The organism is Streptomyces siamensis, from assembly GCF_039543605.1.
GTDB lineage: Bacteria > Actinomycetota > Actinomycetes > Streptomycetales > Streptomycetaceae > Streptomyces > Streptomyces siamensis.
This window is the reverse complement of record NZ_BAABKB010000033.1, coordinates 16,909-40,374: the sequence shown is the minus strand read 5'-3', so window position 1 is coordinate 40,374 and position 23,466 is coordinate 16,909. Positions and strand designations below refer to the sequence as shown.

29 protein-coding genes are annotated in these 23,466 nt (G+C 69.8%); 18 read left to right on the top strand and 11 right to left on the bottom strand.

Annotation, left to right across the window (positions count from 1 at the left end):
* The first annotated feature begins 102 nt into the window (after positions 1–102).
* The 8 genes from ABEB03_RS34915 to ABEB03_RS34880 all read left to right on the top strand — a co-directional run bounded on the left by ABEB03_RS34915 (position 103) and on the right by ABEB03_RS34880 (position 8,096).
* Positions 103–291, top strand: coding sequence for a ferredoxin (locus tag ABEB03_RS34915; RefSeq protein WP_345656893.1), 189 nt, complete (start codon positions 103–105; stop codon positions 289–291).
* Position 292: 1 nt separating this feature from the next.
* The gene (locus tag ABEB03_RS34910; protein ID WP_345656892.1) at positions 293–1,513 is read left to right on the top strand and encodes an NAD(P)/FAD-dependent oxidoreductase; all 1,221 of its coding nucleotides are present in this window, start codon (positions 293–295) and stop codon (positions 1,511–1,513) included.
* A gap of 13 nt (positions 1,514–1,526) precedes the next feature.
* Positions 1,527–2,339 (top strand): acetoacetate decarboxylase family protein, encoded by an 813-nt coding sequence (locus tag ABEB03_RS34905; protein WP_345656891.1) that lies wholly within the window; start codon positions 1,527–1,529, stop codon positions 2,337–2,339.
* 96 nt (positions 2,340–2,435) lie between these two features.
* The gene (locus ABEB03_RS34900) at positions 2,436–3,896 is read left to right on the top strand and encodes an aldehyde dehydrogenase (protein ID WP_345656890.1); all 1,461 of its coding nucleotides are present in this window, start codon (positions 2,436–2,438) and stop codon (positions 3,894–3,896) included.
* Positions 3,889–4,830, top strand: coding sequence for a 3,4-dihydroxyphenylacetate 2,3-dioxygenase (locus ABEB03_RS34895; protein ID WP_345656889.1), 942 nt, complete (start codon positions 3,889–3,891; stop codon positions 4,828–4,830). Before ABEB03_RS34900 ends, ABEB03_RS34895 begins: the two co-directional genes overlap by 8 nt.
* Before the next feature lie 10 nt (positions 4,831–4,840).
* Entirely contained in the window at positions 4,841–5,686 is an 846-nt protein-coding gene (locus ABEB03_RS34890; RefSeq protein ID WP_345656888.1) for a fumarylacetoacetate hydrolase family protein, read from the top strand.
* 80 nt (positions 5,687–5,766) lie between these two features.
* Positions 5,767–6,402, top strand: a complete 636-nt coding sequence (locus ABEB03_RS34885; RefSeq protein WP_345656887.1) for a TetR/AcrR family transcriptional regulator — start codon at positions 5,767–5,769, stop codon at positions 6,400–6,402.
* A gap of 215 nt (positions 6,403–6,617) precedes the next feature.
* Positions 6,618–8,096 (top strand): APC family permease, encoded by a 1,479-nt coding sequence (locus ABEB03_RS34880; RefSeq protein WP_425589344.1) that lies wholly within the window; start codon positions 6,618–6,620, stop codon positions 8,094–8,096.
* Positions 8,097–8,181: 85 nt separating this feature from the next.
* On the opposite strand, the gene ABEB03_RS34875 is transcribed toward ABEB03_RS34880, so the two are convergent.
* Complete coding sequence (locus ABEB03_RS34875) at positions 8,182–8,895, bottom strand: type 1 glutamine amidotransferase (RefSeq protein ID WP_345656885.1); 714 nt, start codon at positions 8,893–8,895, stop codon at positions 8,182–8,184.
* 112 nt (positions 8,896–9,007) lie between these two features.
* On the opposite strand from ABEB03_RS34875, the gene ABEB03_RS34870 reads away from it, so the two are divergent.
* Both ABEB03_RS34870 and ABEB03_RS34865 read left to right on the top strand, forming a co-directional pair.
* Positions 9,008–10,498 (top strand): aldehyde dehydrogenase, encoded by a 1,491-nt coding sequence (locus ABEB03_RS34870; protein WP_345656884.1) that lies wholly within the window; start codon positions 9,008–9,010, stop codon positions 10,496–10,498.
* Between the two features lie 11 nt (positions 10,499–10,509).
* Positions 10,510–11,214 carry a gamma-glutamyl-gamma-aminobutyrate hydrolase family protein gene (locus ABEB03_RS34865; protein WP_345656883.1) on the top strand — a complete coding sequence of 235 codons (705 nt, stop codon included), beginning with the start codon at positions 10,510–10,512 and terminating at the stop codon, positions 11,212–11,214.
* A gap of 51 nt (positions 11,215–11,265) precedes the next feature.
* On the opposite strand, the gene ABEB03_RS34860 is transcribed toward ABEB03_RS34865, so the two are convergent.
* From ABEB03_RS34860 to ABEB03_RS34850, 3 genes are all read right to left on the bottom strand, one after another.
* Positions 11,266–11,838: a MarR family winged helix-turn-helix transcriptional regulator gene (locus ABEB03_RS34860; protein ID WP_345656882.1), complete on the bottom strand. Its 573-nt coding sequence runs from the start codon at positions 11,836–11,838 to the stop codon at positions 11,266–11,268.
* Between the two features lie 342 nt (positions 11,839–12,180).
* Positions 12,181–12,699 (bottom strand): hypothetical protein, encoded by a 519-nt coding sequence (locus tag ABEB03_RS34855; RefSeq protein ID WP_345656881.1) that lies wholly within the window; start codon positions 12,697–12,699, stop codon positions 12,181–12,183.
* A 200-nt stretch (positions 12,700–12,899) separates the two neighbouring features.
* On the bottom strand, positions 12,900–13,376 hold the full coding sequence (locus tag ABEB03_RS34850; RefSeq protein ID WP_345656880.1) for an ArsI/CadI family heavy metal resistance metalloenzyme: 477 nt from the start codon (positions 13,374–13,376) through the stop codon (positions 12,900–12,902).
* An 80-nt stretch (positions 13,377–13,456) separates the two neighbouring features.
* Here ABEB03_RS34850 and ABEB03_RS34845 point away from each other — a divergent pair, with 80 nt between their 5' ends.
* From ABEB03_RS34845 to ABEB03_RS34830, 4 genes are read left to right on the top strand one after another with little or no spacing between them, the layout of a single operon-like run.
* Positions 13,457–13,837, top strand: coding sequence for an ArsR/SmtB family transcription factor (locus tag ABEB03_RS34845; protein ID WP_345656879.1), 381 nt, complete (start codon positions 13,457–13,459; stop codon positions 13,835–13,837).
* Positions 13,834–14,577 carry an aquaporin gene (locus ABEB03_RS34840; RefSeq protein ID WP_345656878.1) on the top strand — a complete coding sequence of 248 codons (744 nt, stop codon included), beginning with the start codon at positions 13,834–13,836 and terminating at the stop codon, positions 14,575–14,577. Before ABEB03_RS34845 ends, ABEB03_RS34840 begins: the two co-directional genes overlap by 4 nt.
* A gap of 27 nt (positions 14,578–14,604) precedes the next feature.
* Entirely contained in the window at positions 14,605–15,027 is a 423-nt protein-coding gene (locus ABEB03_RS34835; protein ID WP_345656876.1) for an arsenate reductase ArsC, read from the top strand.
* Between the two features lie 29 nt (positions 15,028–15,056).
* Positions 15,057–15,530 carry a GNAT family N-acetyltransferase gene (locus tag ABEB03_RS34830; protein WP_345656967.1) on the top strand — a complete coding sequence of 158 codons (474 nt, stop codon included), beginning with the start codon at positions 15,057–15,059 and terminating at the stop codon, positions 15,528–15,530.
* Between the two features lie 60 nt (positions 15,531–15,590).
* Here ABEB03_RS34830 and ABEB03_RS34825 read toward each other — a convergent pair whose 3' ends face one another.
* Positions 15,591–15,731, bottom strand: coding sequence for a hypothetical protein (locus ABEB03_RS34825; protein WP_345656875.1), 141 nt, complete (start codon positions 15,729–15,731; stop codon positions 15,591–15,593).
* 378 nt (positions 15,732–16,109) lie between these two features.
* Entirely contained in the window at positions 16,110–16,598 is a 489-nt protein-coding gene (locus ABEB03_RS34820; protein ID WP_345656874.1) for an HIT family protein, read from the bottom strand.
* Positions 16,599–16,739: 141 nt separating this feature from the next.
* Here ABEB03_RS34820 and ABEB03_RS34815 point away from each other — a divergent pair, with 141 nt between their 5' ends.
* Positions 16,740–17,504, top strand: a complete 765-nt coding sequence (locus ABEB03_RS34815; RefSeq protein WP_345656873.1) for an IS5 family transposase — start codon at positions 16,740–16,742, stop codon at positions 17,502–17,504.
* Between the two features lie 293 nt (positions 17,505–17,797).
* Here the strand turns inward: ABEB03_RS34815 and ABEB03_RS34810 are convergent, their stop codons facing one another.
* The 5 genes from ABEB03_RS34810 to ABEB03_RS34790 form a co-directional block, all read right to left on the bottom strand.
* Positions 17,798–18,385: an SMI1/KNR4 family protein gene (locus ABEB03_RS34810; RefSeq protein WP_345656872.1), complete on the bottom strand. Its 588-nt coding sequence runs from the start codon at positions 18,383–18,385 to the stop codon at positions 17,798–17,800.
* 132 nt (positions 18,386–18,517) lie between these two features.
* Entirely contained in the window at positions 18,518–19,147 is a 630-nt protein-coding gene (locus ABEB03_RS34805; RefSeq protein WP_345656871.1) for a class I SAM-dependent methyltransferase, read from the bottom strand.
* Between the two features lie 173 nt (positions 19,148–19,320).
* Positions 19,321–19,884: a DinB family protein gene (locus ABEB03_RS34800; protein WP_345656870.1), complete on the bottom strand. Its 564-nt coding sequence runs from the start codon at positions 19,882–19,884 to the stop codon at positions 19,321–19,323.
* Positions 19,885–20,169: 285 nt separating this feature from the next.
* A complete protein-coding gene (locus ABEB03_RS34795) occupies positions 20,170–20,694 on the bottom strand; it encodes a GNAT family N-acetyltransferase (RefSeq protein ID WP_345656869.1) in 525 nt (174 codons plus the stop codon).
* Positions 20,695–20,907: 213 nt separating this feature from the next.
* Complete coding sequence (locus tag ABEB03_RS34790; protein ID WP_345656868.1) at positions 20,908–21,492, bottom strand: TetR family transcriptional regulator; 585 nt, start codon at positions 21,490–21,492, stop codon at positions 20,908–20,910.
* 73 nt (positions 21,493–21,565) lie between these two features.
* Between ABEB03_RS34790 and ABEB03_RS34785 the strand changes: the two genes are divergently transcribed.
* The 3 genes from ABEB03_RS34785 (at position 21,566) to ABEB03_RS34775 (ending at position 23,403) form a co-directional block, all read left to right on the top strand.
* Entirely contained in the window at positions 21,566–22,087 is a 522-nt protein-coding gene (locus ABEB03_RS34785; RefSeq protein WP_345656867.1) for a GNAT family N-acetyltransferase, read from the top strand.
* A gap of 162 nt (positions 22,088–22,249) precedes the next feature.
* Positions 22,250–23,029: an arsenate reductase/protein-tyrosine-phosphatase family protein gene (locus ABEB03_RS34780; protein ID WP_345656866.1), complete on the top strand. Its 780-nt coding sequence runs from the start codon at positions 22,250–22,252 to the stop codon at positions 23,027–23,029.
* Positions 23,026–23,403, top strand: a complete 378-nt coding sequence (locus tag ABEB03_RS34775; protein WP_345656865.1) for a VOC family protein — start codon at positions 23,026–23,028, stop codon at positions 23,401–23,403. The genes ABEB03_RS34780 and ABEB03_RS34775 overlap by 4 nt, the downstream gene beginning before the upstream one ends.
* The last annotated feature ends 63 nt before the right edge of the window (positions 23,404–23,466 follow it).

The window sequence follows — 23,466 nt, the reverse complement described above, 5'->3', positions numbered from 1 at the left end:
TTCCACGGAATCCGTCCCCTGTGGCCGAGGGGCCCGTCCCGTCCGGGTCGGGCCCCTCTTTCCCCTCCACTGCCCGACGCCCTCACCCTCAGGAGGACCGCCATGAAGGTCGTCGTCGACATGAACAAGTGCCAGGACCACGGCCAGTGCGTCTTCGCGGCCCCCGACGTCTTCTCGATGGACGAGGCCGGCCACCTGGCGTACGTGGCCGACCCGGACGACGCACTGCGCGACGAGGTCGAAGAGGCCGCGGACGTGTGCCCGCTGCAGGCCATCCGGATCGAGGCCTGACATGAGCGGCCGTATCGTGGTCGCCGGCGCCTCGATGGGTGGCCTCCGGGCCGCCGAACAGCTGCGCGCGGCCGGCTGGACCGGGGCGATCACGGTCGTCGGCGACGAGCCCCACATGCCCTACAACCGGCCTCCGCTGTCCAAGGAGGTCCTGGCCGGCAAGGCCCCCTTCGAGTCGTTGGCCTTCACCCCGAAGGCCGCTGCCGCCGATGTGGAGTGGCGGCTCGGCGCGAAGGTCGTCCAGGCCCGGCTCGACGAGCGCACGGTCGTCCTCGACGACGGCTCGCGGCTCTCCTACGACGGACTCGTCGTCGCCACCGGCATGCGGCCCCGGCGGCTGCGCTGCCCGGGCCCGCTCACCGGCCGGCACACCGTCCGCACCCTCGCCGACGCCCAGGGCCTGCGCGAGGAGCTGACCCGCCCCGGCGCCCGTGTCGTCGTGGTCGGCGCCGGATTCATCGGCTGCGAGGTCGCCGCCACCGCCGTGGGACTCGGCGTCCGCGAGGTCACCGTCGTCGATCCGCTGCCCCTGCCCATGGTGGGACCGCTCGGAGAACTGCTCGGCCAGGCCCTGCTCAAGCGGCACGAGGAGCGCGGGGTGCGCTTCGAACTCGGGGCGGGAGTCGCCGGGTTCGAGGGCGAGGACCGCGTCACCGGCGTCGTCCTCGGCGACGGCACCGTGCTGCCCGCCGACGTGGTCGTGGAGTCGGTCGGCTCCGTCGCCAACGTCGAGTGGCTTCAGGGCAACGGCCTCGACCTCGGCGACGGTGTGCTCACCTGCGAGCAGCTGCGGGTCGGCGGGCGGCCCGAGGTCGTCGCGGTCGGCGACGTCGCCCGCTTCCCCAACGCCCGCTACGACGGCGTGCCCCGCCGCGTCGAGCACTGGTCGATCCCCACGGACACGGCCAAGCACGCCGCGAAGGCGCTCGTCGCTCATCTCACCGGGAAAGAAGGGGAGTTGGCGCCCTTCGCGCCGCTGCCCACCTTCTGGAGCGACCAGCACGAGTTCCGGCTGCAGTCCTTCGGGGCCCCGGTTCTCGGCAAGGACGACGTACGGATCCTGGACGGCGACCCGGAAGGCGACGTCCTCGTCGGCTACCACTGCGACGGCCGGCTCGTCGGGGTCGTCGCGCTCGGCGGCCAGGCCGCCGCCATGGGTGCCGCCCGCTACCGCGCCCAGCTGCTGAAGCAGCCCGCTCTCACCGCGTCCCTCACCGCGTAAGGAACCCTCCCTCATGTCTGCTGTCCGTGGTTACTTCCACCCCAAGACGGCGACGGGCGCCTCGTCGCTGATCCCGTCCCCGCCGTGGCGCTACTCGGGCGACCTGCTGACCGTCGAGTACCGCACCGACCCCGCGCGGGTGCGTGAACTGCTGCCCGAGCCGCTGGAGTTGGCCGACGAGGACCCGGGCGCGGTCGCGTTGATCTGGGCCGACTGGCAGTCCTGCTCCGCCTCCGGCGACGAACTGCTCGACCCGGTGCTCTCCCAGTACAAGGAGGCCTTCGCGGTCGTCCGCTGCCAGTACAAGGGGCAGACCTACACCCGCTGCGTGTACATCTGGGTCGACAAGGACTTCGCGATCGCGCGCGGGCTGCACCAGGGCTACCCGAAGAAGCTCGGCTCCATCCACCAGACGCGCCCGCACCCGTACGGACCCGCTCCGCGGATCGAGGCCGGCGCCCGCTTCGGCGCGACCCTCGCGGCCGCCGACCGGCGTCTCGCCCAGACCGTGGTGACCCTGCGGGAACCCTCGGAGACGAACGGCTTCGTCAACGGCCACCCCATGGCCCACCACCGCTGGCTGCCCTCGATCGAGAAGGGCAAGGGGCTCGCCCTGGACGAGCTGATCGAGTCCGGCGCCGCGTCCTTCGAGGGCGGCCGGCCCTGGGTCGGCGACGCCGAGCTGGAGCTGTTCGAGGCGCCCACCGAGGAATTGGCCCGGCTGGAGATCCGTGAGCCGATCGCCGCGTACTACCGGCAGGTCGGGGTGGTCTGGGACGGCGGCCGCCTGCTGGAGTCCGGCACCTCGGAAGCGTCTGCGGGGTGAGGTCGGCGACCGGCTGCGGGTCCGCCGTGGCCGGTCGCGCAGTTTCCCGCGCCCCTAGGTGGGCTGCATTCCCCCCGTTCAACAGGAGCCGTTCTCATGACTGACAAGATCACTGTCGCCGGAGTCGCCGTCGACACCCGGCACTGGATCGGCGGCGAGCGCGTCGCCTCCGCCGGCACCTTCACCGACGTCTCGCCGATCGACGGCGGCGTGATCGGTGAGATCGCCCGCGGCACCGCCACGGAGGCCGCGGCCGCCGTCGCCGCCGCGAAGGCCGCCTTTCCGGCCTGGGCCGCCACCCCCCGCGCCGAACGCGCCCGCCTCCTGCACGCCGTCGCCGACGGGGTCGAGAAGCGGATCGAAGAGCTCGCCATCGTCGAGACCACCGACAACGGCGCCCTGCTGCGCTCGCACCGCCGCGGCGTCATGCCGCGCGTCGCGCACAACTTCCGCTTCTTCGCCGACTGGCTGCTGTCGCTGGAGCACGAGGACTTCGACACCCGCGGGCACACCAACCACGTCGACTGGGACCCGGCCGGACCCAGCGTGCTGATCACGCCGTGGAACGCGCCGCTGATGCTCTCGACCTGGAAGATCGCCCCGGCCCTCGCGGCCGGCAACACCGTGGTGCTCAAGCCGGCCGAGTGGACCCCGCTGACCGCTTCGCTCCTCGCGGACATCGCGGCCGAGGCCGGGCTGCCCGCCGGCGTGCTCAACATCGTCCAGGGCTACGGCTCCGAGATCGGCGACGCCCTCACCTCGGACCCGGACGTGCGCCGCATCAGCTTCACCGGCTCGGTGCCGACGGCCAAGCGGATCTCGGCGTCGGCCGCCGCCAACCTCACCCCGCTCAGCCTCGAACTCGGCGGCAAGTCCCCGCTGCTGGTGTTCGCCGACGCCGACCTCGACCTCGCCGTCGACCTCGCGGTGGAGCAGTACGACAACGCCGGGCAGGTCTGCCTGGCCGCCACCCGCATCCTGGTCGAGGAGTCGATCGCCGAGGAGTTCACCCGGCGCTTCACCGAGAAGGCGGCCGGCATCGTGCAGGGCGACCCGCGCGACGAGGCCACCGACATCGGCCCCAACATCCACCCCCGCCAGCTGGACAAGATCGACGGCTTCGTGCGGCGGGCCGTCGAGGCCGGCGCCCGCGCCGTCATCGGCGGGCACCCGAAGGACGGCCAGTACTACGCGCCGACCCTGCTCACCGACGTGGCACAGGACAGCGAGATCGTCCAGGAAGAGGTCTTCGGCCCCGTCCTGACCCTCCAGACCTTCACCACCGAGGACGAGGCCGTACGCCTCGCCAACGACACCCGCTTCGGGCTCGCCGCCACCGTCGCCACCGGCGACAAGCAGCGCGCCGGGCGCGTCACCGCACAGCTCGTCGCGGGCACCGTCTGGGTCAACTGCTTCTTCGTACGCGACCTCCAGGCGCCCTTCGGCGGCTCCCGCCACTCCGGCGTCGGACGCGAGGGCGGCAACTGGAGCTTCGACTTCTACTGCGACCTGAAGAACACCGTCACCGCCCCGAAGGGATGGAAGGACCATGGGTGAGATCGTCGGGGCGGGGCTGCTCGCCCATGTCCCCACCATCGTGCTGCCCGAGGCAGTCCGGCTGGAGCTGAACGAGGGCAAGGAGATCACCCTCGTCACCGGCCTCGAGCAGCTGCGCAAGGACGTCTTCGAGCGGGACGACTACGACACCGTCGTGGTCCTCGACTCCCACTGGGCGACCACCGTCGAGTTCGTCGTCACCGCACAACAGCGCCGGGCGGGGCTCTTCACCTCCGAGGAGCTGCCGCGTGGCATGTGCCGGATGCCGTACGACTTCCCGGGTGACCCCGAACTCGCCCAGAACATCGAGAAGTTCGCGGACAAGCACGGCACCTGGATCACCGCGGTCGAGGACGACTACCTGCCGATCTACTACGCCACCATCAACCTCTGGAAGTTCCTCGGCGAGGGCCTACCCGACAAGCGGTGGGTGACCATCGGCGTCTGCCAGACCGGCGACATGGAGGACCATCTGCGGCTCGGGCGGGCGCTCGCCGACGGCATCGCCGCCACCCCCGGCCGCCGCGTCCTGCTCATCGCCTCCGGCGCCCTCTCGCACACCTTCTGGCCGCTGCGCGAGCTGCGCGACCACGAGTCCAGCGACACCGCCCACATCTTCACGCCCGAGGCCCGCGCCGCGGACCACGAGCGGATCGCCTGGTTCAAGGAGGGCCGCCACGACAAGGTCCTCGACACCATGGGCGAGTTCTGGAAGTTCAAGCCCGAGGCGAAGTTCTTCCACTACCTGATGATGGCCGGCGCCCTCGGCGAGCAGTCCTGCACGGCCAAGGCCCGGCAGTACGGCGAGTACGAGAACTCCATCGGCACCGGCCAGGTCCACCTCTGGTTCGACCGCCCGGCCGACGGCTGGACCGGCACGGAAGCGTCCGCATCCGTGCCCGCCGCGCCCCACAACCCACACCGTCGCTTCTAGGAAGGCTGTCATGCCCGAATACCGCCGCATCCTCCTCGACGGCGCCGCCGTCCAGGTCACCGTCGACGGGGACGAACTCGTCGCCGGGGACGGCCGCCGCGTCAAGACCGAACAGGCCCAGCACCTGCCGCCGGTCGTGCCCTCCAAGGTGATCGCCGTCCACCTCAACCACCGCAGCCGGGTGGACGAGTTCCAGATCGGCCTGCCGGACACGCCGACCTACTTCCACAAGCCGACCTCGGCCCTCAACTCCCACAAGGGCGCCATCGTCCGCCCCGAGGGCTGCAAGTGGCTCAACTACGAGGGCGAGGTCGCCATCGTCATCGGGAAGACCGCGCGGAACATCTCCCCGGCCGAGGCGGGGGAGTACATCGCCGGCTACACCGTCGCCAACGACTACGGCCTGCACGACTTCCGTGACACCGACGCCGGCTCCATGCTCCGCGTGAAGGGCTCCGACACCCTCTGCCCGCTCGGCCCGGGCCTGGTCACCGACTGGGACTTCCACGGCAAGAGCCTGCGGACGTACGTCAACGGCGAGGTGGTGCAGGACGGTTCGACCGACGAGATGCAGTGGGACATGCACTACCTCGTCGCCGACATCGCCCGCACCATCACCCTGTACCCCGGCGACGTGCTGCTGTCCGGTACCCCGGCCAACTCCCGCCCGGTCCAGCCCGGCGACGTCGTCGAGGTCGAGGTCGAGGGCCTGGGCCGGCTCACCAACCACATCGTCACCGGCCCCACCGCCGTCCGTACCGACGTCGGCGCCCAGCCCACCGAGTCCGAGGAGGTGCTGTCCACCGCGCTCGGCGGCGACTGGGAGTTCCGCGGCATCCGCCCGCCCCGGCGGTGACCCCGGCCGCGAGACGGCCTCGCGGCGGTCCGGCGACCGAGCCGCCCGGTGCGAGGGTCCGCGCAGGTAGGGTCGCTCGCATGACCGACTCCGCCGACGCGCCCCAGAGCCGGAAGCCACGCAAGCGCCTGCATTACGGCGAGGGCCGCGAGGCCCTGCTCAACGCCGCGGTCCGGGTGGTGGCCCGCGGCGGCCTGCGCAAGCTCACCTACCGGGCCGTCGCGGAGGAGGCCGGGGTCACCCACGGCCTCGTCGTGCACCACTTCGGCTCGCGCGACGCGCTGATCGAGGCGACCCTCGCCCACACGATCCGCACCTCGCTGACCACCAGCGCGCTCGAACCGGGCACCGGCAAGGTCGCGGACTTCGCGGCCGGGGTCTCCGAGATGGTCACGGCGGACCCCGACCTCCAGGCCTTCCAGTACGAGCTCCTGCTGGAGGCGCGCCGCAGGCCGGAACTGCTGGCACCGCTGCGCGAGCTGTACGACGAGTACTTCGACGCGACACAGCGCGAGCTGCGCCGGATGCTGCCCGCCGGCGCGGACAAGGCGCTGACCCGGCTGGTCTTCGCGGCCCTCGACGGCCTCGTACTGCATCAGCTCGTCCTCGGCGAGCCCGAGGTCACCGTCGCCGCCCTGGAGGAGCTGCGGTCCCTGCTGCGACTCCTTCACGCCGACGGCGAGGGCGACGACCCCGGCGAAACAGGCCGCTCGTGACCATCTGACGTGCTGCGCAGCGCGGGCCCCGGACGTTTCGCGTCCGGGGCCTTTCGCCGTTTCCCGTCCGGTGCGGCAGTGCTGGGGGCGCCCCTGCCGCCACGGCAAAAAACATCGCCCGACCCCCTTGTCATCTGGATAGTTCCAGCCCAGTATGAGGCAACTCGTTTGGCTCTAAACAATCCTCCTTCCACGTCCCCAGGCAGGTGATCCGCGTGGACAGTCAAACGGTCCAGAGGAGTCAGACGATGCAGGACGACTCCGCGACAGGCCGGCTCAAACCCAACTCACTCGGTGTGCTGGGCATCCTCTTCTTCGTCCTCTCCGCGCAGGCGCCGCTGACCGGCATCGCCGGGGCCGTGCCGATCGCCGTCGCCATCGGCAACGGCGCGGGAGTGCCCGCCGCGTATGTCGTGGCCGGCCTCGTGGTCCTGCTGTTCTCCGTCGGCTTCGTCGCCATGGGGCGGCATGTGGTGGACGCCGGCGCGTTCTACACCTACATCGGCAAGGGGCTCGGCCGTCGCGTCGGCTCGGGCAGCGCCGGTGTCGCGCTCTTCGCCTACTGTGCGATCCAGGCCGCGATGTACGGGCTGTACGGCAACATCGTCAGCGGCCTGGTCCAGCAGTACGCGCATGTGCACATCGCCTGGTGGGTGTTCGCCCTGGTGACCATGGCGGTCGTCCAGGTCCTCGGAGCCGCCGGGATCGAGATGGGTGCCAAGCTGCTGGCCGTGTTCGTGCTGGCGGAGTTCAGCATCCTGTTCGTCTTCGCCCTGGTCACCTTCTTCAAGGGCGGCGGCCCCCAGGGACTGGACTTCACCGACAGCTTCTCGCCCGGTGCCGCGCTCCAGGGCGCACCCGGTGTGGCGCTGATGTTCGCCGTGGCGTCGATGTTCGGCTTCGAGGCCACCGCCATCTACGGCGAGGAGGCGCGCGAGCCCCGCAAGACCGTGCCCCGGGCCACCTATCTCTCCGTCGTCGTGATCAGCGGCTTCTTCGCGTTCACGTCATGGATGCTGGTCTCCGCCCACGGCGCCTCGCAGGCCACCGCCGACGCCGGCAAGGCGCTGAGCGGCGGTGACGCCTCCGGATGGGTCTTCGCGCCGATCACCGCGCAGTTCGGCGGCTGGGTGGGCGACGTCCTGCCGATCCTGCTGGCGACCTCCCTCTTCGCCGGCATCCTCGCCTTCCACAACTCCGCCAACCGCTATCTGTTCTCGCTCGGCCGCGACGGCCTGCTGCCCCGCGGGCTGTGCAGGCTCAACAAGAGCCACTCCCCGTGGACGGCCGGCGTGGTGCAGTCGGTGGTCGCCGTGCTGCTCGTCATGCCGTTCGCCCTGCTGGGCAAGGACCCGGTACTGACCCTGTTCTCGTGGTTCAGCGGAGTCGCCGTGCTGGCGATCATGCTCCTGTACTTCCTGACCTCCGTGTCCGTGGTCGCGTTCTTCCGCCGCGAGCGGCTGGACACCCGACCCTGGAACACCCTGATCGCCCCCGTGCTGGGCGCACTCGGCATCGCCGGCGCGATCTGGCTGATCCTCGCCAACTTCACGACCCTCATCGGCGGCGACTCGGCAACGGCGACCTGGCTCGGCCTCATGGTGCCGGTGGTGCTGGTCCTCGGTGTCGTCGCGGACCAGGTGACGCGCAACAGGAGGCCCGTGGAGTCCGCCCGGGCCGCCGAGGCCGCCTGAGCAGGCCACTGCCTCCCCGCGGTGCGGCCGGTCCGGGTTCCCGCTCGTCGGGCTCGGACCGGCCCACTCGGCCGCGAGGAACGCGTCACCCGGCAGCCGCGCCCGCCACCCGGTCGAGGAACGCGTCGACCAGGCGGCGGGCGTTCGCCCGGCCCGCCCGCTCCAGCTCCACGGTCACGGCGAGCAGTTCGTCGGGGTCCACGCCGTACTGCAGGCACTGCTCCGTGCCGCCGTTGTCGAGATACCGGCGCACCGTCGTGGCGGTGATCTCCGGATGGAACTGCACGCCCAGGCTGCGTCCGAGTCGGAAGGCCTGTACGCACACCGCGTTGCGGGCCAGCTCCGTTGCCCCGGGCGGCAACAGGCAGCGGTCGTAGTGCCACTGGAACCAGGGGCCGGGGCCGACCAGTGCGGGGTCATCGGTGCCGACCTCGACCCAGCCGATCTCCGCGCGCGGCGATGGCTCCACCGAACCTCCGAGCGCGGTGGTCAGCGCCTGGGCGCCGAAGCAGACGCCGAGCACCGGGACGCCGAGGTGGTGGGCCTTGCGCAGCAGGGCCAGTTCGCCGCCGATCCACGGGCCGACGGCCGCCTCGTCGTAGACCGACCAGGGGGCGCCGAGCGACACGATCAGGTCCCAGCCGTCGGCCGCGGGAAAGTCGAAGCTCACCTGGGGCGCGTGGTGGCGGTGTTCGGGCACGACCGTCACGACGGTCAGGTCGTAGCCGCGCTCCACGAGCCGGGCCCCGACCGGGCCGGGGTCGGTCACATGGTCGTGCTGGATGACGAGTGCGCGCACGGCGGGCTCCTTCCCGGGGTTCGCGGATCCGCCGCAGCGGTCCGTGAACTCTTGTGATGGCTCTGCCCACACCATATCGTTTGGAATCAAATAAACTCTCTGGAGGTTCCGCATGCTGGACATCACCCACGAGGAGTGGCTGCGCCGAGCCAAGGCACTGGACCTGTCCGGCCTGCATCACATCGACGGCGCCGACGAGAGCGGGGGAGGGGCCGTCTTCGCCGCCGTCTCGCCCCGTGACGGCCAGGTGCTGACCCAGGTCGCCGACGGGGGCGCACAAGAGGTCGACGCGGCCGTGGCCGCCGCCCGTCGCGCCTTCGACTCCGGGCCCTGGCCCCGGCTGGCACCCGCCGACCGCGGCAGGACGCTGATGCGCATCGCCGATCTGCTCGAAGAGCGGCGCGCGGAGCTGGCGTTGACGGTCAGCCTGGAGATGGGCAAGCCGATCGCGGACGCGTACGACATCGAACTGCGGGCCGTGATCACCACATTCCGCTGGTACGGACAGCTCGCCGACAAGGTGCACGACGAGTCGCCCCACACCGCCCCGGACGCCCTCGCGCTGGTCACCCGGGAGCCGGCAGGCGTCGTCGGTGCGGTCGTGCCGTGGAACTTCCCCCTGACACTGGCCGGCTGGAAGATAGCCCCGGCGCTCGCCGCGGGCTGTACCGTCGTACTGAAGCCGTCGGAGAACTCACCCCTGTCGGCTCTGCTGCTCGGCCGGATCGCCACCGAGGCCGGACTGCCGCCGGGCGTGCTGAACGTGGTGAACGGCGACGGGCCGGTGGCCGGGCGCGCCCTCGGTCTCCATCCCGGCGTGGACGTCCTGGCCTTCACGGGCTCCACCGCCGTCGGCCGCCGCTTCCTGCACTACTCCGCCGACTCCAACCTCAAGCGGGTCTGGCTCGAACTCGGCGGCAAGTCGCCGAACATCGTCCTGCCGGACGCCCCGGACCTGGAGAAGGCCGCCGCCACCGCCGCCTGGGGCATCTTCTTCAACCAGGGCGAGATGTGCACCGCCCCCTCCCGGCTGCTCGTGCACTCCACGGTCGCCGAACAGGTCACCGAGGCGATCGTGCGGCGGGCCCATGAGCTGAGGGTCGGCGACCCGCTCGACCCGGCGACCGAGATGGGCGCCATGGTCGGCGAGCACCATCTGGAGCGGGTCCTCGGCCACATCGGCACCGGCCTGGCGGAGGGTGCCCGCCTGCGCGCCGGTGGTGACCGCACGGCCGGCGAGACCGGCGGAAGCTTCCTGCAGCCCACCGTCTTCGACCAGGTGGACCCGGGCATGCGGCTGGCCCGCGAGGAGATCTTCGGCCCGGTCCTGTCCGTCCTCACCTTCGACGACCTGGACGAGGCGGTCCGCCTCGCCAACGCCACCGAGTACGGACTCGCGGCCGGCCTGTGGACCTCGGACCTGTCCACCGCCCACCGGGTCTCCCGGGCCCTGAAGGCCGGCACGGTCTGGGTCAACTGCTACGAGGAGGGAGACCTGACGGTCCCCTTCGGCGGCATGAAGCAGTCCGGCAACGGCCGCGACAAGTCCGTACACGCGCTTGAGAAGTACACCGAACTGAAGACCACCTGGATCCAGCTGTGAGCGGTACGAGCATGTCCACGCGCCCCTTGATCGCGATTCCCGCCCGCTTCGCCGCCGGCACCTCCGCGCTGCGCTACGCCGCCGAGGTCAACGCCCGTGCGCTGATCGAGGCGGTGTGGCGGGCCGGCGGCGAACCGGCGAGCATCCATCCCGCCCCCGGCGACGTGGCCGGACGTCTCGCCCGCTTCGACGGCCTCCTGCTCCCCGGCGGCGGGGACCTCGCCCCGCACCGCTACGGCGCCACCGACACCCACGACAGCGTCTACGACGTCGACGACCTCCAGGACGACTTCGACCTCGAACTCGCCCGGCAGGCCATCGACTCGGGCGTGCCCCTGCTGGCGATCTGCCGCGGACTCCAGGTCGTCGACGTCGCTCTCGGCGGCACCCTGGAGCAGGACATGGGCGGCCCGGAGAGCGAGCACCGGCACGTCGTGCACCCGGTGGCGATCCGGCGCGGCACCCTGCTGGAGCGGGCGACCGGCGCGGAGAAGGTGGAGGCGTCCTGCTACCACCACCAGCGGATCAGCCGCACCGGCGCGGGACTCACGGTCACCGCACACGCGGCCGACGGAACCGTGGAAGGGCTCGAACTGCCGGGCTCCCGTGGATGGTTCACCGCGGTGCAGTGGCACCCGGAGGACACCGCCCACGAGGACCCGGCCCAGCAGGGCCTCTTCGACGCGCTCGTGCGGGCCGCCGGCGAGCGGGGCTGAACCGGGTCGCTCGTACGAGCCGTCGCCGGACCGGGGCCGCCCCGGTCCGGCTCAGCCCTGTGCGCGGCGTCCGCTGCGGCGCGGGGCCGGAGGGGCGCCGTCGAGCAGGGAGAGACGGCGCTCCTCCCCGTTCTCCTCGACCTGGAGCACGACCTGCCGCAGCGCCTGCGCGATCCCGCGGCACTCGTCGTCGCTGAGCCGCGCGGCCACGAAGGCCTCTTCCTGGTTGAACGCGGGGAAGAGCCGCTGCATCAGTTCCTCACCCTCGTCGGTGAGGCTGAGCAGCACCAGCCTGCCGTCGGTGGGGTGAGCGGCCCGCTGCACGAGCCCGCGCTTCTCCAGGGTCCGCGACACTCCGGTGAGCGTCCCCTTGGAGATCCCCGCCTCCTCCGCCACGTGCCGGGTCTCGGACTCGCCCCACACCCAGACCACCCACAGGACGACGAACGCCGTCCAGGTCAGATCCGCGCCGCGCAGCACGGAGTTCTCCAGGTGCTGCCGGACCGCGGCGGCGGCACGGTAGATGTTGGCCACGACGGCCATCTGCTCACGGTGGATCGGGATACCGCCGAGCTTGGCCTCCGCCAGCTTCTCGGCTTGCGTGATCGATCGTTGGCCGGGCACGGGCACACTCCTTGATGCCGCGGGGGCATGTCGGACCTCGAATGTCGTTCGGATCCAAATTGTACGTTCCCGCAGCCGGCGTCCCGTGGAGCGGGCGGTCGCACGGTCGCGAGCGACACCTCGGCCGACTTGATCAACGCGACGACCGGCGACAGCAGCGGCGGCGCGGTACCTCCAGCGCAGTCGGCCTCGACGGGAAGAGGCATGCCCGCTCGTGAAGGCCGCCTCGAGGAGTTCCGGCGGTCGAACCTGCTGGCCAATCCCGCCGAGACGGGCGTTGCAGTCGCACCACTGGCACGCGCCGCCCGGACCGTTTTCAGGCGAGGTGAGCTCCGTGGGCCGTCACCGTACGGCAGTTGCCCGTGGATTGACCGCACAGAGGCTGATGGCGTCCACGGGTCCCGCGCCGGCAGCGGCCACCCGGACCGGCGCTTTGCTCTTCGCGGACACCGTCACCTCGTCGTAGGACTCGCTCATGGTGAAGCCGTGCGCGTCCTTGTAGCTGATTTTCACGCCGAAGACGCCTTGGCGCGCGTTCGGATTCCTGACCTCGACGGTCGTGTACGGGTCGTCCGAGTCCGCGCAGTGTGTGAGCACGGCGGTGCCGTCCTTCAGAGGCCGGGTGGCGGTGACGAAGGGGGACGCCGTGGGGGTGGAACGGTCGGTCGGCTGCGTGCCGCCGCTCTCGCCGGTGTTCGCCCCAGAGTCGGCGCTGGGGGAGCCGACCGCGCCGCCGGACTTTGCGGTTGCCGCCGACTGCGGGGTGGACTTCGCTTTGCCCGACTTCTCGGCACCGCATCCGGACAAAGCTATGACTGCCGCCAGAACCACTCCGGCGGTCATGTACACCCGCTTGATCACGTCACTCTTTCGAAGAACGGAGCCGCCGGATCGATTCCGGGGCGGCTGCGCTGGTCAGCGCGTGCAGAGGGTACCAGCGGGCGGAGATCCGGAACCGGGCTCCGTGAGGCGACGACGTGATCATCACGGCCTCGGCCGACCCGTTCACATATCCGAGGGGAAGAGACGCAAGCACCGCCGCCCGCTTTGCGATCGGCCGGTCAGTCGCGATCGCAGCCGCATGCCGCTGCGGCGGGGGCCGGGTCCTTGGCCTGGCTGGTGCAGCACCCCTCGTCAGTGGCGTCGGGGACGGCGCTCTTGCCCAGGGTGTCGGCGTCGGCCTTGACCACGTACACCTCCCAGGGCTCCTTGCCGGGGCCGTGCACCCACACCTTGTCCTGGAGCGCGTAGCAGCAGGAGGTGTCCTTCTCCTCGAAGGCGGCCAGGCCGGCATCCTTCAGCCGGGTGGTCGCGGCGTCGACCTGGTGGACGGACTCGACCTCGACGCCGAGGTGGTCCAGACGGGTTTCCTCGCCGGGCTCGCCCTCGATCAGCACGAGCTTGAGCGGGGGCTCGGCGATGGCGAAGTTGGCGTAGCCCTCGCGCCTCTTGGCCGGTTCGGTGTCGAAGAGCTTCGAGTAGAAGGCGATCGACGCTTCGAGATCGCTGACGCGTAGGGCGAGCTGGGCACGGGACATGACATGACTCCCATCTGCTTGCATTGATGTCTGTCGATACAGAGCTTGCGCCCTGGATCGACATTCGTCAACATAGAAGTATGTCGAAGCAAGAACTTGTGGTGCTCGGGCAGGACGACGGGTCCGGCGCCTGCTGCCCTGGACTGGTGACGGCGCCCCTCGACGAGGACCAGGCGGCCGAGCTGGCGAAGATCTTCAAGGCCATGGGCGACCCGGCCCGCCTGCGGCTGCTGTCCATGATCGCTTCACGGGCGGGCGGTGAGGTCTGCGTGTGCGACCTGACCCCGGCCTTCGACCTGTCCCAGCCGACGATCTCGCATCACCTCAAACTGCTTCGGCAGGCGGGCCTGATCGACTGCGAGCGTCGCGGCACATGGGTCTATTACTGGGTGCTGCCCGCCACGCTCGACCGGCTCTCCGCGTTCCTGACGACCACACAGACGGCGGAGGCCAAGGCGTGAGCGCTTCGCTGGGACGCCGGGCCCTTGCTGAGGCTGTCGGTTCGGCCGCGCTGGTCGCGGTGGTGGTCGGCTCCGGGATTCAGGCCACCGAGCTGACCCAGGACATCGGCGTGCGACTGCTGGCCAACTCGCTGGCCACCGTCCTCGGACTCGGCGTACTGATCGCACTCCTCGGGCCGGTCTCCGGTGCGCACTTCAACCCCGTCGTCACGCTCGCGGCCTGGCTCACCGACCGACGCGACGGCGACGGACTGAACGGCCGTGACGTGGCCGCGTACCTGCCGGCTCAGACCGTCGGAGCGATCGGCGGGGCGATCCTCGCCGATGCCATGTTCGCCGAACCGCTGGTGCACTGGTCCACGCACGACCGCTCCGCCGGCCACCTGTGGCTGGGCGAACTGGTGGCAACGGCCGGACTCGTCCTGCTCGTCGTCGGACTCGGTCGCACCGGTCGGGCCCACGGTGCCCCCGTGGCTGTGGCGTCCTACATCGGGGCGGCGTACTGGTTCACGTCCTCCACGTCCTTCGCCAACCCGGCCGTCACCATCGGCCGCGCCTTCACCGACACGTTCGCCGGCATCGCGCCCGCCTCGGTCGGCCCGTTCATCGCGGCACAGATCACCGGTGCGGCGCTCGGCCTGGCACTCGTGGTCGCGCTGTTCGGGCGTACCGAACCGGCACGCACCGCCCGTATCCCTGCCGCGGACGAACCAGAACTCGCCGCACCCACCCACCCCTGAACCGCCCCTCCCAGAAGGACAACCGCCATGACCACTCCCGCCGAGCGTCCGTCCGTGCTGTTCGTCTGCGTCCACAACGCCGGACGCTCGCAGATGGCCGCCGCCTTTCTGACCCACCTCTCCGGCGACCGCGTCCAGGCGCGCTCGGCCGGTTCCGCTCCCGCCGACACCGTCAACCCGGCCGTCGTCGAGGCCATGTCGGAGGCGGGTATCGACATCTCGGCCGAAATACCCAAGGTGCTGACCACCGAGGCCGTTCAGGCGTCCGATGTTGTGATCACCATGGGCTGCGGCGACACCTGCCCCGTCTTCCCGGGCAAGCGCTACCTCGACTGGGAGCTCCCCGACCCGGCCGGACAGGGCGTCGACGCGGTCCGACCGATCCGCGACGAGATCGAGAAGCGCATTCGGGGCCTGCTCGACGAGATCAGCCCGGCGGGTCTGGTGTGACGGCGTCGGCCGGCGTCCGCATCGTCGCCATGGGCCCCGAGCACGCTGATCAGGTACTCGCGATCCATCGGCTCGGTATCGAGGAAGGCAACGCCACCTTCGAGACCTCGGCGCCCACCTGGGAAGAGTTCGAGGCCGCCAAGCTGCCTGAACATCGACACGTCGCGCTCGACGAATCGGGCAGATGCCTGGGCTGGGTCGCCGCGGTCCCGGTGTCCGACCGGTGCGCGTATGCCGGAGTGGTCGAACACTCGGTGTACGTCCATCCCGATGCCCGTGGCCGCGGCATCGGCTCAGCCCTGCTGAGCGCCTTGATCGCATCGACCGAGGCAGCGGGCATCTGGACCATCCAGTCCGGCATCTTCCCCGAGAACACCAGTAGCCTGGCCCTCCACCAGAAGGCCGGATTCCGCGTCATCGGAACGCGCGAACGCATCGGCAAGCACCACGGCGTATGGCGCGACGTCGTGCTGATCGAGCGTCGCAGTCCTGCCGTCTCCTAGGCGGCCTTGCGCATCTCGGCAGGTCGGCCGCGAGGTCCCCTCGGGGGACTTTGCCGGCCGTCAGCAGCCGAGGCCGGTCGAGGGGTTGGTGCAGGTGTTGCATCCGGGCCCGCTGTCATTGGAGTTGGTGCCGACACCACTGTCGAGGTGGTCGTTGGCCTCACCGCCGGTCTGCTGGATGTCACAGAAAGAGAAGGTCAACCCCCCTTTCGACGCAGAGTCGTAGGACGACCGTCAGTTGTCGGGTGTCATCGAGGCGCTGTTCGAGGCGCGGGTCGCCAATGTCTGTTTGCCATTGCTCGGTGATCGCCTCCACCCTGAGTAAGATCGCGGCGCACTCGGTGGGCGCGAGCTCGCTGCCGCCGTCATCTGGACGATTGAGGAGGGGCGCGAGCGCAGTGGAGACGTCACGCCAGGCCCGCTTGCCGTGATCGCGGCGTCGGAGGCGTCCTGAACACGTCCTGGAGGCACAATGAGCCTTTTTCAACCTCACGTTGAGGGTGCGTGACGGGGAAGACTGCAGCGCTTCCGCACATGCGTTCACCCGACTGCGCCGCGATGTCGGTCTGGCACCGGTGATCAGCTGCGGTCTTCGGTGCTGCTGTCGGTGATCGCTCGGAACAGGTCGCGAGCCCGCTCGCAGAACTGCTCGACCTCCGTGACGTCCGGCTCGTCACCATCCGCAAGCATCCGGGCCTGGAGCTGCTCGGAGCGCAGCCCGCCGTAGCGGGCCCGCACCTCCGCGGTCACCGGCTGGACCGCGATGTGCAGGTGCTTGCGTGCGTTGCGGCCGTGTGACCACATGCAGACGTAGGTCTGCTCGGGCCGGCACAACGTCTCCACGACACGAGCGGTATCGCGCAGCAAGGGGCCGAGTTCCGCCGCTGCCGTGTCGTCGAGTTCCGCGATGGCCACGATGTGGTCCCGCGGACCGACGATCAAGGTGCCGATATTCATCGGGCCGACGACGTGGTTCACCACCCAGGCAGAGGTTTCGTGCAGGACACCCCCGGGCAACTCCCGGCGCCCGGTCAGAAGGTCACACCCAAGACACCCCGTCACATCCATGCGCACAGCCTATGCAGAGCCCCAAACAATGAAGTCGGCCGCCAACCTGGCTGATCAGTCCGCGGGTTGGCCTGCGCACGCGATGAAGCTCCTGGTAGACGGGTTCACGACCAAGATCGCCCGTGCCGCCAGGAGCTTCGTGTGCTTGTCTACCCGTCTGCCCTCGACCTGTCCACCCGGCATCTGCGGTTCCTGACCGACCGGTTGGCCGCGCATCGGACGGCATGCGGGACTCGGTGGCGTCGGCTGTCCGCGGGCCGCCAGGCGCTACTGGTGCTGGCGCACCTGCGCCTGGGGCACACCTACGCACAGCTCGCGGCCGGGTTCGAGGTGGGCGTGAGCACTGTGTACCGGTACATCACGGAAGCCGTCGATCTGCTCGCGGTGCGGGCACCTGACCTCGCCACGGCGGTGACGGCCGCCTCGGCAAAGGCGTTTGTGATCCTGGACGGCACGCTGCTGCCGATCGACCGGATCGCCGCCGACCGGCCCTTCTATTCCGGCAAACATAAGAAGCACGGCATGAATGTGCAGGTCATCGCCGATCCACACGGGAAACTACTGTGGGCCTCGCCCGCCCTGCCCGGCGCCGTGCACGACATCAAGGCCGCCCGAACCCACGGCATCATCGACGCCCTCACCGAGGCGGGCCTGGCGTGCTGGGCGGACAAGGGGTACCAGGGCACGGGCGGCACCGTGCGGGTGCCCTTCCGCGGCCGGTGGGAGCGGCTCTCGACAGGTCAACGCGCGGTCAATGCCGCGCACGCCCGCATCCGGGCCCTCGGTGAGCAGGCCATGGCGACCTTGAAGAACTGGCGCATGCTGCGGAAACTCCGCTGCAGCACCACCCGAATCACCAGCCACGTCCAAGCAGTCCTCACCCTCCACCTGACCTGCTCAAAGTGAGGTTGGCAAAGGCTCAATGAGCGAATGCTTCCTCCTCGCCTGCTGTGGACCGATCCGCGGCCCATTCCCCGGTTTAACAAGCAGGAGACGGTGACACAGATCCTTCGCTCCCCCGGCTTCTACGAGCCGACAGATGGGGACGACTGCACGACGTTCTGGTACTTCTGCCAGTCCCTTGACTTCCTCCCCCGCCTAAAGCGAGAGATTCCAACGGTTGCCCGCTGGGGCGACGTACCCGAGCCTGCCGCCGCCCTTTCCTTCGTCCGGCACGGGCCTGGTAGGGGCGGCGGTGGTCAGAGCTTCGGAGCGAGACGGTAGCGATGCGGATGAGCGTGAAGTGTCGGTGAGGTCAGTTGCAGGGCTCGGTTGTCCATTCCGGCGGCCATGTGGTTCAGCCAGCGTTCGTACCAGGCGAGGAAGTCCGGGGCCGAGGAGACATTCGGGCCCCAGAAGCCGTCGGAGTTGCCGATGAGCATGCGCCCGGTGAGAGGGCCGGTCACGCCTACCAGGACGAGATCGCTGCAGCCAGGTTCGATGACGTGCAGGAAGAGGTGACCGTCGCGTGTGGGACGGTAGGCCCGGTTGAATCCTCTTGGGCCGGTGCCGGCAGCGTTGGGGTTCATCGTGAAGAGTGCGCACTCCTCCAGCGGGATCAGTCCGTAGTACGGAGATGCACCGCTGCCGCCCACGTTCGTGAGGAAGTCTCGATAGGGCTTTGGGAGTTCCACGTCATGCTCGGCCTCAAAGGCGTTCGCCCGGTCTTCGGGCAGGCGGGGGCCGAGACGAAATTCGTGCCGCTCCTCGCCGAAGGAGTGGCTTCGGCCGGGCGTGTAGGGGATGCGTGCCAGCTTGCGTCGCAGCCGCGGGATGCGGGAGTCCATGCGAGCTCTTCTCTCGTGTCACCCATAATCTATCGCGTGACGCACGAACGCATCACGCGAGTGCATCCGGTCGGCGCGTGATTTCAGACGATCTTCATGCCTGCGGATGGTCCACCGTGAGCTCGTCCCAGGCTATGGGCGGCGGGCCAGCACGTGGGTGTCGAGGAAGCCCCGCTCCGAGGCCGGGTCGTGGAGCAGTCGAGCCACCGTGACGAGCCCGGCCCCGGCCACCAACTCGGTGAACCGGTCCACCGGCCAGCTGTAGGCGGGCGCCACCTTGTGGTCGAAGCGGACCGGCTCCGGTCCCTCGGTCCCGAAGAGTGAGACCAGGAGCAGGCCCCCTGGTGCCAGGACACGCACCTGCTCGGCGAGCAGTGCGGGGAGTTCGCCGGGCGGCGTATGGATCATCGAGTAGCGGGTCAGCACTCCGCCGAGCGCACGGTCCTCGATCGGCAGGGACTCCATTCGCGCCTCGTCGAACCGCAGCGCGGGATGGGCCCGCCGAGCGTGGTCGACCATGGCGGGGGAGAGGTCGAGCCCGAAGGCGTCCAGCCCCAAGTCGTGCAGCATGGCCGTCAGATGTCCGGGCCCGCACCCGAGGTCGGCTGTCCGCAGGTTCCCCGTCTCGCGCACCAATTCGGCGAAGGTGCCGACCATGGCCCGCGCGAACGGCTGAGTCTCCAGCCGGTCGGCGAACATCGACGCGTAGAGCTCGACGACACCGTCGTAGGCCGCCCTTGTTTCGTCCTGGTGTTCCGCCACGGGAAAGAAGCTAACATCCGTGCCGTGCAGGGCAGTTCGCAGCCCTTCCTCGGCTGCCAATGGCGACCCCTTCGCCTTGGGACTGACGGGCGGAGCTTCACTGAAGCTCGCAGCCGCGGAGCGTCACGGAGTCCACGTCGGTTCCCGAAGATCGATCCCCGGTTGCCGGAAAGTCATGTTCGGCGCGGTCCGGCTCCGTCCTGCCAGAGGTAGAGGTCGCGCAGCAGAGAAATCTCGGCGCCGTGGTGGATCAGCTCCCTGTTGACGTGCAGGACCCTGTTCTCCATGGGAAACCGCTCGGGACCCACCGGGGGCGGATTCTCCAGGTCGGCGTCCGAGAGCTCGCGGACCCCCGCGTTCCATCTCCCGTACATCTCATCGAGCTGTTTCAGCGCCTCGTCAGCGGTTCCTGCGTAAGCGAATGTCTCGGAGTCGATGTCCTGTCCGCCGAAGTACCATCCGACCCGATAGCCCAGGCACGAGACGATGAGGTGTGCCAGCCGCCAGGCGATCGTGGTCACCGGCGCCGGCACCGGGCCAGGGGACGCGAAGTCCAGCGTCCATTCCCCCGAACCCTCCGACATCGGTGCGGCCGACGTGCCGCGCGGGCGGATGCTCCAGCAGCCGCGCACCGGCTCCCAGAAGTACTCCTCGTCGGTGAGACCGTCCAGCCGTGGCCGCAGGTTCTTGTGCCAGTGCCAGTCCAACTGCTCCGCGAGCCGCGCGCTTCTCGTCATTGCCGCACACTACACACAACGGGACCTCGCGGACGCCGTCGTCGGCCGTGGGCCGCGAGAGCGTACCGAGCGGGCCCGAACCGGTGATCTCGCCCTGTTGTTGTGGTCGACGGCGACGAACAGCGCGTGCCGGCCCGGGCGATGTTCGGCAGACCCACCACGGCGGCTCCAACTGCCCCCAGCTCACGAAAGATTCGTGAAGATCAGACGTCGTGAAGTGGCTCCGGAGGGCGGTTTGATCTGGGAGCACCGGCCGGTGTCGGTGGAGGTACGGGCAGAGGTGGATCAGGACGTCGGCACCCAGTAGCGGCGCTTGTCGCCGACCCTGTCGATGAACTGGCCGCCGTTCGTTTCGATCACGCGTTGGGAGGCGGTGTTCGTCTCGTCGCAGGTCAAGAGGGCCTGCGTGATGCCGAGCGAGTGGGCGATGGGCAGGGCGGCGGCTCGCATCGCGGTCGCGTGCCCCTGACGGCGTGCGCTGGGCCGGACGTCGTGTCCGATGTGGCCGCCGGCCTTCTCCAGAGCCGAAGTCAGCCGGTGGCGTATGGCCAGCCTGCCCAGCATCTCGTCACCCTCGACCCACCACAGCGTCGTCATGGGGACGAACCAGTCCGCTCGCCGCACTCCTTTGTCACGATCGCTCAGCACGCGCGTCACATAGGCGGCGAAGGACGCGGTGTCGGTCAGAGCCGTAGGATCAACGTCGTCGACGAAGCACGGAGTCGGGTAGTCGTGATCTTCGTTGAACTCGCTCACCGCAGCCAGGAACGACGTTCGCAAGCGCACGGTCGGATCGATCAGCTCGGCCATCCCGTCATGATGCCTGTCCGTTCTGCGTGGGCCCACGCAGTGCGGTGCTCCATCTCCTCGGATGCGGGCATCCAGACGAATGTCGTGTCGGCCGTCGTCGTGCTCGGCGGCGCTGCGTCTGGTGCCTTGCGGAAGGTAGCCGCCATTCCCGGACCTGGCCTCGGAGGAAGGCCGGCGCGCGTGCCGGCGGCCGGGCAGGTAAATCTTCCTGGATCAGGTGTCGTGCGCCAGGAGGGACAACTGCAGGCGGACGGCGGCGCTCACCCGGGGCTCGTCGTGCGTGGCGAGAAGGTCGAGCAGGGCTCCGCGCAGCACCGCCAGGACCAGGGTGCGGCGGACGGTGCCAGCCTCACTGTCTCTGTCCGGCTGCGCCTGGCAGGCGGCGAGAACATCGAGCCAGTCGTCGACGGTGGCCCTGGCGAACCCGGCCCAGGCGCCGTCCGGTTCTACGAGGGAACGCGTGTAGGCCTCGGCCCACAGTCGCAGGAGTGCGCGATGCTCGTCGGCGGCGAGCCACGCCCACACACGGTTGGCCGCCGCCGCCAGGCCCACTGGGTGGTCAGCCTGGCGGAGGTCGTCCAGGAGTGCCAGCTCATCGGTGCGAGCTCGCTCCAGCAACGCCTTGACGAGCCCGTCCTTGTTGCCGAACAGGAACATCAGGACTCGCGTACTTGAGCCGATGGCCTCAGCCAGCGGGCGCAGCGACAGGGAGGTCAGGCCGTGCGTGAGCGCGAACTCGTAGGCGGCTTCGAGTAGCTGGGTGTGGCGGGCGGAGGGGTTTGCAGCTTCGGAGGGCATGGATCTAGCCTAGAGCTACTGACACAGTTGTGTCAGTAGCTCATTGTCATGCAATGTAATCGGAGAGTGTGCGATGCCAGAGGGAGTCGACCAGCGGCAGGTGGTGATCCGCCGTGCCGACCGTCCGGGCGACCTTGGATGGGTGGTGATGGCCCACGGCGAGATCTACGACCGGCAGTTCGGCTGGAACAGCGAGTTCGAGGCCCTGGTGGCCGCGATCGTTGCCGACTACGCCGCACGGTACTCCGCGGCCACGGAGGGGGCGTGGATCGCGGAGGTCGACGGTGAACGCGCGGGCTGCGTGCTCCTGGTCGCCGGCGACTCGCCGGGGGTGGCCAAGCTCCGGGTCCTGCTCGTCACCCCGGCCGCCCGGGGCCTCGGGCTGGGCACCCGTCTCGTCGCGGAGTCCCTGGCCTTCGCCCGCGGGGCCGGGTACCGGACGGTGACACTGTGGACCACTGGCAACCTGGTGTCGGCGCGCAAGATCTACGAGCACTTCGGCTTCACTCTCGCCGACGAGGAACCCGGCCGCAGTTTCGGTCACGACCTCGTCAGCCAGAACTGGACTCTCGACCTCGAAGGCAGGCCTGCGTAGACGCGCGATGGCGGGCTGGAGTTCCGGAGTGCCGAGCCGCCTCTGGAGTTGAGGTGACGCCGCCTGCGCGATCCGACTCACGACGTGGCTCCGTCTCCCAGTGGTGAGCGCCGGGCTCCCAAAAGCAAGGTACATCAATTCGGATTGATGTATTTTGGCTTCGTGAGGCCCTCGAGTCCCGACGCCCCGGCGTTCGTGCACCTTGCCGCCCACCCGCTCCGGTGGCAGCTGCTGTCCGAGCTGGCCGCGAGTGACTACCGGGTTCGTGAGCTGGTGGAGCGGGTCGGCCAGCCGCAGAACCTGGTCTCCTACCATCTGCGGCTCCTGCGTGACGGCGGGCTGGTCGCCGCCCGCCGCAGCAGCTTCGACGGCCGCGACAGCTACTACCACCTGGATCTGGCACGGTGCGCCCGCGCGCTCGCCGATGCAGGTAGCGCCTTGCACCCGGCGCTGGGTTTCGCGCCCGCTCCGCCGTCCTTGCTGACCAAAGCGTCGAGACGCCCCGCTGTCCTGTTCGCCTGCACGGGCAACAGCGCCCGCTCACCGATCGCCGAGGCGCTGCTTCATCACCGCGCCGGCGGTCGGGTCGAGGTGACCAGCGCCGGCAGCCACCCCAAACCGCGCATCCATTCCGTCGCCGTCCAGCTCCTTCGGGAGCAGCACGGCATCGACATCTCGGGGCAGCATCCACGGCACCTGGACACTCTGGTCGGCCGCCGATTCGATTACGTGATCAGCCTGTGCGACAAGGTCCGCGAAGTGTGTCCCGACTTCGGCGGCCAGCCGCGACTGGTCCATTGGAGCCTTCCTGATCCCGCCGCAGCCAGTGGCCCGGGCCCGGTCGGCTACCCCGCATTCGTCCGCACGGCAGCGGAGATCGACACCCGTATCCGCTACCTGCTGCCGCTGCTCATGCCCACGCCACAGGAGGTTCAGCCGTGACCACGCCCGACCAGTTTGCCGGCGTCCGGTACCTCGTCGACGACGTCCAGGCGGCCGTCGACTTCTACACCACCCACCTGGGTTTCACTCTGCGCACCAGCGCCGCCCCGGCATTCGCCGACGTGACGCGCGGGCCGCTGCGGCTGCTGCTGTCCGGCCCGGCCAGCTCCGGCGCCCGCGCCACACCCAGCGACCTCGGCGCCGGGGGCAACCGCATCCACCTGATCGTCGACAAACTCGACACCGAGATCGAAAGGCTGCGTAGCGCCGGACTCGCCTTCCGCAGCGATACGGTCTCGGGCCCCGGTGGGCGTCAGATCCTTCTCGCCGACCCTGCCGGCAACCTCATCGAACTGTTCGAACCCGCCCGCTGACCCACAGTTGTCGAGGGCTCCCAATACTTCGCGGCGGCCGGGGCCGGCAGGCGTCGGGCGGTG

Coding starts and splice junctions, on each gene's coding strand:
- ABEB03_RS34915 (WP_345656893.1), top strand. CDS start 103: ATGAAGGTCGTCGTCGACATGAACAAGTGCCAGGACCACGGCCAGTGC.
- ABEB03_RS34910 (WP_345656892.1), top strand. CDS start 293: ATGAGCGGCCGTATCGTGGTCGCCGGCGCCTCGATGGGTGGCCTCCGG.
- ABEB03_RS34905 (WP_345656891.1), top strand. CDS start 1,527: ATGTCTGCTGTCCGTGGTTACTTCCACCCCAAGACGGCGACGGGCGCC.
- ABEB03_RS34900 (WP_345656890.1), top strand. CDS start 2,436: ATGACTGACAAGATCACTGTCGCCGGAGTCGCCGTCGACACCCGGCAC.
- ABEB03_RS34895 (WP_345656889.1), top strand. CDS start 3,889: ATGGGTGAGATCGTCGGGGCGGGGCTGCTCGCCCATGTCCCCACCATC.
- ABEB03_RS34890 (WP_345656888.1), top strand. CDS start 4,841: ATGCCCGAATACCGCCGCATCCTCCTCGACGGCGCCGCCGTCCAGGTC.
- ABEB03_RS34885 (WP_345656887.1), top strand. CDS start 5,767: ATGACCGACTCCGCCGACGCGCCCCAGAGCCGGAAGCCACGCAAGCGC.
- ABEB03_RS34870 (WP_345656884.1), top strand. CDS start 9,008: ATGCTGGACATCACCCACGAGGAGTGGCTGCGCCGAGCCAAGGCACTG.
- ABEB03_RS34865 (WP_345656883.1), top strand. CDS start 10,510: ATGTCCACGCGCCCCTTGATCGCGATTCCCGCCCGCTTCGCCGCCGGC.
- ABEB03_RS34850 (WP_345656880.1), bottom strand. CDS start 13,376: ATGTCCCGTGCCCAGCTCGCCCTACGCGTCAGCGATCTCGAAGCGTCG.
- ABEB03_RS34845 (WP_345656879.1), top strand. CDS start 13,457: ATGTCGAAGCAAGAACTTGTGGTGCTCGGGCAGGACGACGGGTCCGGC.
- ABEB03_RS34835 (WP_345656876.1), top strand. CDS start 14,605: ATGACCACTCCCGCCGAGCGTCCGTCCGTGCTGTTCGTCTGCGTCCAC.
- ABEB03_RS34830 (WP_345656967.1), top strand. CDS start 15,057: ATGGGCCCCGAGCACGCTGATCAGGTACTCGCGATCCATCGGCTCGGT.
- ABEB03_RS34820 (WP_345656874.1), bottom strand. CDS start 16,598: ATGGATGTGACGGGGTGTCTTGGGTGTGACCTTCTGACCGGGCGCCGG.
- ABEB03_RS34810 (WP_345656872.1), bottom strand. CDS start 18,385: ATGGACTCCCGCATCCCGCGGCTGCGACGCAAGCTGGCACGCATCCCC.
- ABEB03_RS34800 (WP_345656870.1), bottom strand. CDS start 19,884: ATGACGAGAAGCGCGCGGCTCGCGGAGCAGTTGGACTGGCACTGGCAC.
- ABEB03_RS34795 (WP_345656869.1), bottom strand. CDS start 20,694: ATGGCCGAGCTGATCGATCCGACCGTGCGCTTGCGAACGTCGTTCCTG.
- ABEB03_RS34790 (WP_345656868.1), bottom strand. CDS start 21,492: ATGCCCTCCGAAGCTGCAAACCCCTCCGCCCGCCACACCCAGCTACTC.
- ABEB03_RS34785 (WP_345656867.1), top strand. CDS start 21,566: ATGCCAGAGGGAGTCGACCAGCGGCAGGTGGTGATCCGCCGTGCCGAC.